Source organism: Jingyaoa shaoxingensis (assembly GCF_014385005.1).
Classification (GTDB): Bacteria; Bacillota; Clostridia; order Lachnospirales; family Lachnospiraceae; genus Marvinbryantia; species Marvinbryantia shaoxingensis.
In genome coordinates this window covers 46,909-60,117 of the sequence record NZ_JACRSZ010000016.1, presented here as the reverse complement: position 1 = coordinate 60,117, position 13,209 = coordinate 46,909, and the positions used below count along the sequence as shown (strand labels likewise).

General features: G+C 44.7%; 10 protein-coding genes. All 10 read left to right on the top strand.

Features of this window, described 5'->3' with window-relative positions:
- Positions 1–10 precede the first annotated feature (10 nt).
- The 10 genes from H8716_RS13950 to H8716_RS13905 all read left to right on the top strand — a co-directional run bounded on the left by H8716_RS13950 (position 11) and on the right by H8716_RS13905 (position 13,126).
- A complete protein-coding gene (locus H8716_RS13950) occupies positions 11–1,162 on the top strand; it encodes a DHHW family protein (RefSeq protein ID WP_249309667.1) in 1,152 nt (383 codons plus the stop codon).
- 8 nt (positions 1,163–1,170) lie between these two features.
- Positions 1,171–2,028 (top strand): thymidylate synthase, encoded by an 858-nt coding sequence (gene thyA / locus H8716_RS13945; protein ID WP_249309666.1) that lies wholly within the window; start codon positions 1,171–1,173, stop codon positions 2,026–2,028.
- A gap of 12 nt (positions 2,029–2,040) precedes the next feature.
- On the top strand, positions 2,041–2,532 hold the full coding sequence (locus H8716_RS13940) for a dihydrofolate reductase (protein ID WP_249309665.1): 492 nt from the start codon (positions 2,041–2,043) through the stop codon (positions 2,530–2,532).
- Positions 2,533–2,565: 33 nt separating this feature from the next.
- Entirely contained in the window at positions 2,566–3,621 is a 1,056-nt protein-coding gene (gene ispG, locus H8716_RS13935) for a flavodoxin-dependent (E)-4-hydroxy-3-methylbut-2-enyl-diphosphate synthase (protein WP_249309664.1), read from the top strand.
- Between the two features lie 2 nt (positions 3,622–3,623).
- Entirely contained in the window at positions 3,624–8,219 is a 4,596-nt protein-coding gene (locus H8716_RS13930; RefSeq protein WP_249309663.1) for a PolC-type DNA polymerase III, read from the top strand.
- Positions 8,220–8,294: 75 nt separating this feature from the next.
- On the top strand, positions 8,295–9,512 hold the full coding sequence (locus H8716_RS13925) for a pyridoxal phosphate-dependent aminotransferase (RefSeq protein WP_249309662.1): 1,218 nt from the start codon (positions 8,295–8,297) through the stop codon (positions 9,510–9,512).
- An 11-nt stretch (positions 9,513–9,523) separates the two neighbouring features.
- Positions 9,524–10,033, top strand: a complete 510-nt coding sequence (locus H8716_RS13920) for a YqeG family HAD IIIA-type phosphatase (RefSeq protein WP_249309661.1) — start codon at positions 9,524–9,526, stop codon at positions 10,031–10,033.
- Between the two features lie 73 nt (positions 10,034–10,106).
- Positions 10,107–11,180, top strand: a complete 1,074-nt coding sequence (locus H8716_RS13915; protein WP_249309660.1) for a M24 family metallopeptidase — start codon at positions 10,107–10,109, stop codon at positions 11,178–11,180.
- 98 nt (positions 11,181–11,278) lie between these two features.
- The gene (gene efp, locus H8716_RS13910) at positions 11,279–11,836 is read left to right on the top strand and encodes an elongation factor P (protein ID WP_249309659.1); all 558 of its coding nucleotides are present in this window, start codon (positions 11,279–11,281) and stop codon (positions 11,834–11,836) included.
- Positions 11,837–12,217: 381 nt separating this feature from the next.
- Positions 12,218–13,126: a DUF5688 family protein gene (locus H8716_RS13905; protein ID WP_249309658.1), complete on the top strand. Its 909-nt coding sequence runs from the start codon at positions 12,218–12,220 to the stop codon at positions 13,124–13,126.
- Positions 13,127–13,209: the final 83 nt, after the last annotated feature.

Here is a 13,209-nt window from a genome sequence, read left to right as displayed (position 1 = left end):
GAAAAGATACATGACAAAATTGCAGAACAGAGTGCTGACGGGAGTGTTTCTGGCTATGATATTTGGATGTGCCGGAGGCAGTCTTTTGAAACGAGATATTTCATTTTCAGAAAAAGAAAACCGTATTCTGGCACAGATGCCGGAACTGAATCTGAAGGATATCTTAAGCGGCACTTTTGAAAAGAATTATGAGACTTATCTGTCGGACCAGTTTTTCTGGAGAGACGGATGGATTGGCGTGAAGACCGAGGCTGAACGGGCAGAGGGAAAGACAGAGATAAATGGTGTCTATTTTGCAAAAGACGGCTATCTGATTGAGAAGCATTCCGGATCTTTTGATACGGATACGGCGAAGAATAATATTACTTATCTGTGCAATTTCCTGCAGTCTCAGGAACAGAAGGTGGGCACCGGGCATGTAAAGGCAATGATTGTCCCGAATGCTGTGGAGATTCTGAAGGATAAACTTCCGGCTTATGCGGTAGCAGAGGAGGAAGGAGCGTATTTGAATGAAATCAGAACGCAGATTCCGGAAGACTTGCTGTTTGATGCAGAGCCGGTACTGGACGCGCACAAAGAAGAACCGATTTATTATAAAACAGATCATCACTGGAAGACGCTGGCCGCCCGATATGTATATGAAGCCTGGGCAGAGAGCATTGACCTTCCAATTGTTCCATTGTCAGAATATCGTGAAAAGACGTTGACTACAGATTTTCACGGAACCATTGATGCCAAGGTGAACATCGATGTTCCGGGAGACTCCATAGAGAGTTATCAGCCGGTGACAGAGATTCCTTATACACTGACTTACAATCATTCAGAAGAACGAGCCAGTCTGTATGATACTTCCTATCTGGAAGGAAGAGACAAGTATGCAGTCTTTTTTGGCGGCAATCAGCCATTGATTGAAGCAAAGACAGAAGCAAAAACAGACCGGAAGCTCCTGATCATCAAGGATTCTTATGCCAACTGTTTCCTGAGCTTTGCTATGCAGGATTTTTCACAGATTGATATTGTGGATCTGCGCTATTTTAATGAGAATCTTGGAGATTACATGAAGGATAAGGATTATACGGATATTTGTGTGTTATATAATGCGGCAGGATTTGCAGAAGATACCAGTGTGGCGAAGCTGGCGCTTGCTACAGATCAGCAGTAGGAGGGGACATGAGTTACGCAGACAGATTATTTAAAGAGACTTGCAGAGATATTCTGGAAAATGGAACGGATACGAAAGGAGAACTGGTGCGTCCGCACTGGGAAGACGGCACACCGGCCTATACTGTCAAGAAGTTTGGCGTGGTGAACCGCTATGATCTGAGAAAAGAATTCCCTGCCATTACCTTAAGAAGAATTGCACTGAAAAGTGCCATGGATGAGATCCTGTGGATCTATCAGAAGAAGTCTAACAATATCCATGACCTGAACAGTCATGTGTGGGACAGCTGGGCTGATGAAACGGGAAGCATTGGAACCTGTTATGGGGATGTGATCCGCAGAAAATTCATCTATAAAGGGGAAGAGACCGACCAGATGGACTATGTACTTCGACAGTTGAAGGAGAATCCATATAGCCGTCGTATTATGACGAATATGTATCAGTTTGAATATCTGCATTCAGGAGGACTGGATCCATGCTGTTACAGTATGACCTATAATGTGACGGCACCGAGACCGGAAGATACCGACCGTAGACTGGTACTTAATGCGGTGCTGAATCAGAGAAGTCAGGATATGCTGGCGGCAAATGGCTGGAATGTATGTCAGTATGCGATTTTGCTGATGATGGTGGCACAGGTGAATGATATGGTGCCGGGAGAACTGGTGCATATCATTGCAGATGCACATATCTATGACCGGCATGTACCGATGATTCAGGAGCTTCTGACAAGGGAAGAGTATCCGGCACCGAAGGTGAGCCTGAATCCGGAAGTAAAAGATTTTTATCAGTTTACAACGCAGGATCTGATCGTAGAAGATTATGTAACCGGGGAACAGATCAAGAATATCCCGGTTGCGGTATAAGGGGGAAGAAAAATGAATATTATCGTAGCAGCAGATAAGAATTGGGGAATTGGATGCAATAACAAATTACTGGTCAGCATTCCTTCTGATATGAAGTTTTTCAGAGAGACAACTACCGGTAATGTAGTAGTAATGGGAAGAAAGACACTGGAGAGCTTTCCAAATGGCATGCCTTTGAAGAATCGTACGAACATCGTTCTCACCGGGAATAAGGACTATCAGGTAAAAGATGCCATCGTGGTACATTCCATGGAGGAGTTGCAGGAAGAACTGAAGAAGTACGACAGCGAACAGGTCTATGTCATCGGGGGAGACAGTGTATACCGTCAGATGTTGCCATACTGTGATGTGGCACATGTCACCAAAATTGACCATGAGTATGAAGCGGATGCTTATTTCCCAAATCTGGACGAGATGGATGACTGGTATATCGCAGCAGACAGTGATGAACAGACTTATTTTGACCTGGAATATCAGTTTCTGATGTATAGGAGAAAAAAATAAAAAGCTTCGAGTATGGAAGGAGAGGACAGAAAAATGTATCGAGATCATACGAAAACAGTGCATATTGGCAACCGGGTGATCGGAGGGGGCAATCCGATTCTGATACAGTCCATGACCAATACGAGAACCGAAGATGTAAAGGCAACGGTGGAGCAGATTCACCGTCTGGAGGCAGCAGGATGTGAGATCATCCGCTGTACGGTACCGACGCTGGAAGCAGCACAGGCATTGAAGGAGATTAAGAAAGAAATCAGCATTCCGGTGGTGGCGGATATTCATTTTGATTATCGTATGGCTCTGGCAGCCATTGAAAACGGAGCCGATAAGATCCGTATTAATCCGGGTAATATCGGTGATACAAAAAGAGTGAAGGCAGTAGTGGATGCGGCAAAAGAGCGTAACATCCCGATCCGTGTGGGGGTAAACAGTGGATCCCTGGAAAAAGACCTGGTAAAGAAATACAACGGTGTAACGGCAGAAGGCATTGTAGAAAGTGCTTTGGATAAGGTGCACAGTATTGAAGATCTGGGCTATAATAATCTGGTAGTCAGTATTAAGTCATCGGATGTGATGATGTGTGTAAAAGCTCATGAATTAATTGCAAAGGAGATCAATTATCCGCTCCATGTGGGAATCACAGAGGCAGGAACGTTGTTATCCGGTAATATTAAGTCTGCCATTGGTCTGGGACTGATTTTAAATCAGGGCATCGGAGATACGATCCGTGTATCGTTGACTGGAGATCCGGTGGAAGAAATCAAGTCGGCAAAACTGATTTTAAGAACCCTGGGACTGCGCAAGGGCGGCATCGAAGTGGTATCCTGCCCGACCTGTGGAAGAACCAGTATTGACCTGATCGGTTTAGCCAATGCAGTGGAAAACATGGTGCAGGATATTCCGCTTGATATCAAAGTGGCAGTTATGGGATGTGTGGTAAATGGGCCTGGAGAGGCAAAAGAAGCAGATATCGGAATTGCCGGAGGCAAAGGTGAAGGACTTCTGATTAAGAAAGGCGAAATCATTCAGAAGCTTCCGGAAGACCAGCTTCTGAATGCGCTTCGGGAGGAATTGTTGAACTGGGAGAAATAAGTATGGAGAAAAGTTTTCTGGAAGTATTTCCGGAATTACAGATCAGTGATTCAGTGAAAAAGCTCTTTGAGAAGGTCGCGGTGACAAAAGTTGCCGTGACTTCTTCCAGAGAGCTTCTGCGCGTTTATATCATCAGTGAGACATGGATCCACAAAAAGTACATCCGTATGGCAGAAAAAGCTATTAAGGATCAGTGTTTTTCTGATGCGGAAATTGATGTACGGATTATTGAAAAATTTCATCTGTCCGGTCAGTATACAGCTGAGAATCTGTTTCCGGATTACCGTGACAGTATTTTGCTGGAACTGAGAGACTACAGTATTTTTGAATATAATTTATTACGTCAGGCGGAGTATGAATTTACAGCTCCTGATGCCATGATACTGACCATCGAGGAATCCGTGGTTCTGGAAGGAAAAGCGGAGGAACTGATCCGTATTATGGAAAAGATATTCTGCGAACGCTGCGGACTGCATCTGAAGATTACCCTGAGACAGAAGGTTGCTCAGATGAGTAAGGCACGGAAAAACAGTGACTTGCTTATTGAACAGGAAGTGGCGGCTATCGCAGAACGGCTTCGTAAGAACCGGGAAGCCGGAGTGGGAGAAGAGTCATCCGGAGCAGAAGAATTAATGATCGATACTGATTCCAAACCCGAGAAAAAAGAAGCAAAGACGGCAAGTGGCAAAAAAGAAGCTGCGAAGACAGCACCTGCAGAGTCCAAAAAGCAGGTACAGGAACCAAAAAAGTCATTTGGCGGGGGTGGTTTTTCCAGAAAAGGTGGCGGAGATTATCGCCGTGGACTGAAACGTTCGGATAATCCGGATGTGATCTACGGGAGAGATATTGACGAAGAAGCTATCGAGATCCGTACCATTGAAGGGGAAATGGGAGAAGTGGTCATCCGTGGATGTGTCCGTGCTCTGGAGACCAGAGATATCCGAAATGAAAAGACAATTATTATGATGGATATTACGGACTTTACAGATACGATTACGGTCAAGATTTTCCTTGCAACGGAGCAGGTGCCGGAACTGACACAGGATTTGAAAAAGGGTGCGTTTGTGAAGCTGAAAGGTGTTACTACCATTGACCGTTTTGACAGTCAGCTGACGATTGGGTCAGTTGTGGGAATTAAGAAAATCAGTGATTTCCGCGCAGGTCGTATGGATACCTGGCCGGAGAAGCGGGTAGAGCTTCACTGTCATACCAAAATGAGTGATATGGATGGAGTATCTGAGGTAAAAGATATTGTAAAGCAGGCATACAAATGGGGACATTCAGCTATCGCTATTACCGATCACGGGGCGCTGCAGTCTTTCCCGGATGCCAATCATTTTATCGAGGATATTGATCGGGCATACCGGGATAAATATAAGGTAGAACATCCGGATGTGACAAAAGAAGAATTGAAGCTGATTCATGATCCGTTTAAAGTTATTTACGGGGTGGAAGCTTATCTGGTGGATGATTCCAAGGATATTGTTATGCATTCCATGGGGCAGAATCTGCAGGGAAGTTTCGTAGTGTTTGACCTGGAGACTACCGGCTTTAGTCCGGTGAATAACCGGATCATCGAGATCGGCGCGGTAAAAGTGGAAAACGGAGAGATCACAGACCGTTTTTCTACCTTTGTCAATCCACAGGTGCCGATTCCGTTTCGAATTGAAGAACTGACCAGCATCAATGATAATATGGTGATGGATGCGCCGGTGATCGAAGAGATCCTGCCACAGTTTCTGGAATTTGTGGGAGATGCGGTACTGGTGGCTCATAATGCAGGATTTGATGTCAGTTTTATTGAAGAGAACTGCCGCAGACAGGGGCGGGAACAGATCTTTACGTATCTGGATACTGTAGCACTGGCACGCATTATGCTGCCGCAGCTGAACCGTTTTAAGCTGGATACGGTTGCAAAAGCGCTGCATATTAATCTGCACCACCATCACCGTGCAGTGGACGATGCAGAATGTACAGCAGAGATTTTTCTGAAATTTGTAGAGATGCTGGCAAAACAGGATGTCTTTGACCTGGACGGCATCAATGAGCTGGGAAGCACTTCTCTGGAACAGATAAAGAAGCTTCCGACCTATCATGCCATTATTCTGGCAAAGAATGAGATTGGAAGAATCAATCTGTACCGTTTGGTATCCTGGTCGCATCTGCAGTATTACAACCGAAGACCCCGTATTCCGAAGAGTGCCATACAGCAGTACAGGGAGGGACTGATTCTGGGATCTGCCTGTGAAGCGGGAGAACTGTTCCAGGCAATTCTGGAAGGAAAAACAGAGCAGGAAATTATTCGTATTGCGAACTTTTATGATTATCTGGAGATTCAGCCAATCGGCAATAATGCATTTATGATCCGTGAGGAAGACAGAGAAGACATTAAGACGGAAAAAGATCTGCAGGATCTGAACCGGAAGGTTGTCAAACTGGGAGAGCAGCTGCACAAGCCGGTTCTTGCCACCTGTGATGTGCATTTCCTGAATCCGGAAGATGAGATTTATCGTCGGATTATTATGGCCGGCAAAGGATTCAAGGATGCAGACCAGCAGGCACCGCTGTTTTTGCACACTACAGAAGAGATGATGAAGGAATTTGCCTATTTGGGACAGGAAAAGGCAGAGGAAGTGGTCATTACCAATCCAAACAGGATCGCAGATATGTGTGAGCATATTGCGCCGGTACGTCCGGATAAATGTCCGCCGGTCATCGAGAACTCGGACAAAACCTTACGAGAAATCTGTTATAACAAGGCACATGAGATCTACGGAGAGGATCTGCCCCCGATAGTATCGGAGCGTCTGGAGCGTGAACTGAACTCTATTATTTCCAACGGATTTGCCGTAATGTATATCATTGCCCAGAAGCTGGTGTGGAAGTCTAATGACGATGGCTATCTGGTAGGATCTCGTGGATCGGTTGGATCTTCTTTTGTAGCTACTATGGCGGGAATCACAGAGGTAAATCCATTAAGTCCTCATTATTACTGTGAAGTCTGCCATTATTATGATTTTGATTCTGATGATGTAAAAGCCTTTTCCGGACGGGCTGGATGCGATATGCCGGATAAGAAATGCCCGGTGTGCGGGGCATCCCTTCGAAAAGAAGGATTTGATATCCCGTTTGAGACTTTCCTGGGATTCAAGGGAAATAAAGAGCCTGATATTGACCTGAACTTCTCTGGTGAATATCAGGGAAATGCCCATCGTTATACGGAAGTCATCTTCGGAACCGGACATACTTTTAAGGCGGGAACCATTGGTACGCTGGCAGATAAGACCGCATTCGGTTATGTAAAAAATTACTACGAAGAACGTGGACAGCGCAAGCGTGTCTGTGAGATTAACCGTATTGTAGAAGGATGCGTCGGAGTACGAAGGACCACAGGACAGCATCCGGGTGGTATTGTTGTACTGCCTCACGGGGAAGAAATTTATTCTTTTACCCCTGTACAGCATCCGGCAAACGATACAGAGACAGATATTATAACTACTCATTTTGACTACCATTCCATTGACCACAATCTGCTGAAGCTGGATATTCTCGGACACGATGATCCGACCATGATACGTATGCTGGAAGACCTGACTGGGTTAAATGCCCGCAATATTCCATTGGATGATAAGGCAGTGATGTCTCTGTTCAGCAGTACAGAGGCACTGGGGATTACCCCGGATCAGCTGGTGGAATGCCCACTGGGATCCCTGGGTATTCCGGAATTCGGTACCGACTTTGCCATGCAGATGCTGATTGATACCAAGCCAAAAGAATTTTCGGATCTGGTGCGTATTGCCGGACTGGCTCATGGTACTGACGTATGGCTGGGAAATGCCCAGGTGCTGATTCAGGAAGGAAAGGCAACCATTTCTACAGCAATCTGTACGCGAGATGATATCATGATTTATCTGATTCAGAAGGGGCTGGACAGTGAACAGTCCTTCACTATCATGGAGAGCGTGCGAAAAGGAAAAGGCCTGAAGCCGGAGTGGGAAGAAGAAATGAAGAAGCATGATGTGCCAGACTGGTACATCTGGTCCTGTAAGAAGATCAAGTACATGTTCCCGAAGGCACATGCGGCAGCTTATGTTATGATGGCGTGGCGTATAGCTTACTGTAAGGTATATTATCCTCTGGCATATTATGCGGCTTACTTCAGTATCCGTGCAGATGATTTTAATTATGAACTGATGTGCCAGGGGGAAGACAGGCTGAAGATGCATATGCGGGATTATAAAAAGCGCAGTGATTCTCTGTCCAAAAAGGAACAGGATACCTACAAAGATATGCGAAGTGTACAGGAGTTTTACGCCAGGGGTTTTGAGTTCCTGCCGATTGAACTGGAGAAGGCTCAGGCCAGCCGTTTTCAGGTGATTGACGGGAAACTGATGCCATCCCTGTCTACCATAGACGGAATGGGAGACAAAGCGGCAGAAGCAGTAGTAGAAGCAGTAAAAGACGGACCATTTTTATCGAAGGATGATTTCTGGCAGAGAACGAAGGTCAGCAAGAGTGTTATCGATGTGATGGATGATCTGGGTATTCTGGGAGATCTTCCGGAATCCAATCAGTTATCTTTGTTTGATTTTTCATAGGCACGGTGCTATACTTAGAAGAAAATGCTGAAAAAGCGTTTCCTACGCCGAATCTGCAAAGGAGTGGAGAAAATTATGAGAACATTTAATAAATCAACGAAACTCGACCACGTTTGTTATGATATCAGAGGACCAGTTCTGGATGAGGCTAACAGAATGGAGGAAAATGGTGAGACCATTTTGAAACTGAACATTGGTAATCCGGCACCGTTTGGATTCCGTGCACCGGATGAGGTGGTTCAGGATATGATGATGAATCTGACCAGCACCCAGGGATATTCCGACTCCCGCGGGCTGTTTTCCGCCAGAAAGGCGATCATGCAGTACTGCCAGATCAAGGGCATCCCGAATGTGGGAATGAATGATATCTATACCGGTAACGGTGTCAGTGAGATGATTACCATGTCTATGCAGGCATTGTTAAATAATGGAGATGAGATTCTGGTTCCGGCACCGGATTATCCGCTGTGGACTGCTTCTGTTTCTTTGGGTGGAGGAACGCCGGTACACTATATGTGTGATGAACAGGCTGACTGGAATCCGGACATCGAAGATATTAAGAAGAAGATCACAGATCGTACCAAGGGAATTGTTATCATCAATCCGAACAATCCGACAGGTGCAGTTTACAGCAGAGAGATTCTGGAAGAGATTGTTGAGGTCGCAAGAGAACATGGGCTGATTATCTTTGCGGATGAAATATATGACAGACTGGTGATGGATGGAATAGAGCATATTTCTATCGCATCCCTTTGTCCGGATCTGTTTTGTGTGACGATGAATGGTCTGTCCAAGTCTCACCGTATCGCGGGATACCGTGTGGGCTGGATGTGCTTAAGTGGTGATAAGTCTCATGTAAAAGGTTATCTGGAAGGCATCAATATGCTCTCCAACATGCGTCTCTGCTCGAATGTTCCGGCACAGTCGGTAGTACAGACTGCCCTGGGCGGATATCAGAGTTCACAGGAATTGCTGATACCGGGAGGACGTGTTTATGAACAGAGAGAGTTCATTTATAAGGCTCTGAATAATATCCCGGGAGTATCAGCAGTAAAACCAAAGGCAGCATTTTATATCTTCCCGAAGCTGGATGTGGAGCGGTTCAACATTACTGATGATGAGCAGTTTGCATATGACTTCCTGAAGGAACAGAAGGTGCTGGTAACACACGGAAAAGCCTTTAACTGGCCGGATCCGGATCATTTCCGAGTAGTATATCTTCCGAGAAAAGAAGTACTGGAAGAGACCATGAATAAGCTGGAACTTTTCCTGAGCAAATACAGACAGAAATAGGCGGGCTGCGGATGTTAGAGATGTTTTATCCGGATGAGTATCTGGATTCCACCTACAGTATCGATTTTGAAAGACTGTATCAGAAGGGATACAGAGGAATATTATTTGACATTGACAATACGCTGGTGCCTCACGGGGCACCGGCAGATGACAGAGCAAAGGCACTGTTTGAGAGACTGAGGAACATTGGCTTTCAGTGTTGTCTGATTTCCAATAATCAGCTTCCAAGAGTGAAACCCTTTGCAGATGAAGTGGGAGCACTTTTTCTGGAGGATGCACATAAGCCATCCAGAAAAGGATATCAGCTTGCCATGCAGAAGATGGGAACTACCACAAAAAATACACTGTTTGTGGGGGATCAGCTCTTTACAGATGTGTATGGAGCGCGGCGAACCGGCATTACCAGTATTCTGGTAAAACCGATTCATCCAAAAGAAGAGATCCAGATTGTGCTGAAGCGTTATCTGGAAAAGATTGTGATTTTCTTCTATCGGAGAAAGTGTAAAAAATATAAAGTATAAGAAAAAAGAGGTAACTGTTCAGAACCCACTGTGAAGGCACGGAACAGATACAGAGAAAGGGATTTAAGGAATTATGAAGGGCTATTATACAAAGGTGTATGCCGTACTGGATGAGAAAAAAGCAGATGCTGTTCTGGTATCTGACGGATATAATATGCGGTATTTAAGCGGATTCCGCGGAGCAACCGGATATCTGTATATTTCTAAAAAGAGACAGGTTCTTATGACAGATTCCCGTTATACAACGATGGCGAAGGAAGAAGCACCGGATTTTGAAGTACAGGAACTGGTAACAGGACAGACATACGGACAGATGGTGAATGCTCTGATCACAGAAGAAGGCGCACAGCACGTGGCTTACGAAGATGCGTATATGTTGTGTAAGACCTATCAGGGACTGCAGGAAGCCTGTGCAGGCAAGATTGACATTTCTCTTGGGGATTCCCTTGACCTGCTTCGCAGCGTAAAAGCAGACTGGGAGCTGGAATATCTGGCAAAAGCAGAATCTATCGGAGATATGGCATTTACCCATATTCTGGATGTGTTAAAACCAGGCATTACCGAACTGGAAGTGGCAGCAGAGTTGGAATATTTTATGAAGACACATGGTGCAGAGAATTTAAGCTTTGAAACGATTGTGGCGTCCGGTCCGAATTCAGCTATGCCTCATGCAATGCCATCTGATCGTAAACTTGAAAAAGGTGATTTTGTTACCATGGACTATGGATGTCTCTACCATGGATATTGTTCTGATATGACCAGAACAGTTGTGATCGGAAAAGCAAATGACAAACAGAAAGAGATCTACCATACGGTACTGGAAGCGCAGCTGTCTGCACTGGATGCCTTAAAGGGTGGCGTACGTGGCTGTGATGTTGACAAAGTGGCAAGAGATATCATTGCAAAGGAAGGATACGGAGAATATTTCGGACACGGTCTGGGACACAGTGTGGGGCTTTTTATTCATGAAGAACCGCGCCTTTCCATGCTTTGTAAAGAAACGATTCTGCCAAATATGATTCAGACTGTAGAACCTGGAATCTACGTACCTGGATTTGGCGGTGTCAGAATTGAAGATATGGTAGTGGTTACAGAAGAAGGATACCGTAATCTGACACATTCACCGAAAGAATTGATTGAATTATAGAAAAAAAACTTGAAATGCGAGATATTATATTATACAATCTATAATATCTATGGGAAGAGAACGCAACCCGTATTCGTAATCTAAGGAGGAATATTTGAATGATATCAGCAGGAGATTTTAGAAATGGCGTAACACTGGAGATCGAAGGAAATATTTACCAGATTCTGGAATTCCAGCATGTAAAACCGGGAAAAGGTGCTGCTTTCGTTAGAACCAAGTTAAAAAACATCATCAACGGTGGTGTGGTAGAAAAAACTTTCAGACCAACTGAAAAGTTCCCTGCTGCACGTATTGACCGTGTAGATATGCAGTACTTATACTCAGATGGTGACCTGTTCCACTTCATGAACGTTGAGACATATGATCAGATCGCACTGAGCAGTGATGATATCGGCGATGCACTGAAATTCGTAAAAGAGAATGAAATGGTTAAAATTTGTTCACACAACGGTAATGTGTTTGCAGTAGAACCACCACTGTTTGTAGAACTGGCTATCACAGATACAGAGCCTGGTTTCAAAGGTGATACCGCTACAGGTGCAACAAAGCCAGCTACCGTTGAGACAGGTGCAGTTGTATACGTACCACTGTTCGTAGAACAGGGCGATGTGATCAAGATCGATACACGTACAGGTGAATATCTGTCCAGAGTATAATATGATGCAAGGGGCAAAAGTTACGAAGTAACGAGGCAATTTGTGGACATCATATGAAGCAGACAAATGGATCCCGGATTTTCCGGGATCTTTTTTTGTATAATAGGAAATTGCATTTCCTATTATACAAAAAGCCTCCGGCAGGATGCGCACTGCGGCGTACAATGATGATGTCGCAAGCGACCTCCGCAGGCGCCAGAATGTGCCAAGGCACATTCTTTGTTCCGACAAAATTCCACAAATAATAACAAAACTTCCTTATTGCATATGTGATCAATATGTGCTAATATATGTGATGTAAAACTTCTGAATAATTCTGGTGCGTTCGCACAATATTTTTCCAAGCGGTTTTATAAAATAAAAGAAAAGAGGAACAGTGTATTGAAGTATGAAGAATTCATCTGCTGTATGCAGACAAAAATGCAGGAGAAACTGGGAGATGAGGTGCGTACAGAACTGCACCAGGTAACAAAAAATAATGATATAGTGCTGGACGGGCTGACTTTTTATCAACAGGGAACGAATATGGCACCGACAGTTTATCTGAATGATCTGTATCAGGAATACATAGAAGGAAAGACCATTCCGGAGATTACGGAGCATGTATGTGAGCTGTATCATCATGCGACAGTGGCAGAAGAGTTCCGTCCGGAGGAATACCTGAATTACGAGAAAGTAAGGACACATTTAGCCTGCAAGCTGATCAATTATAAGAAAAATGAACGTCTCCTGAAGGAAGTTCCATATCAGAGATTTCTGAATCTGGCAGTAGTAGCTTATTACAAAGTAGAGGATGAGAAGATCGGCAATGCAACGATACTGGTGAGAAGCAGCCACTGTAGATCCTGGGGAGTGACAGAACAGGAAGTACTCATGCAGGCGAGAGATAACACACAGAAGATTCTTCCGGTAAAATTCGTGGAGATCGGGGAGGTACTGGAAGAATGCGGTTATGAGTCAGAACAGGGTGTCCGGATGTATGTACTGACGAATGAGGAGAATTATTTTGGAGCGTCTGCCATTATTTTTGACAGTATTCTGGAAAAAATCAGTATTCTTCTGAGGGACGATTTCTGGATTCTTCCAAGCAGTATCCATGAATGCATCATTGTACCGGCGGACTGCACCATGTCAGCAGAAGGAATGCGGGATCTGGTAAGAGAGATCAATCAGGCAGAGGTGGCACCACAGGATTATCTGTCGGATGAGATTTACTATTATCAGTGTCAGATGCATCGTCTGACTTGCGTGGATGAGGTGGAGGAGAAAACGGACGGGACGGAAAGCTAATTGCTGTTGTTTACTCCGTGGCCGGCAATAGTTAGTTCAAACTTTTTCCGTTCTTGACTTTTTCAGAAATGTATTGTACTATA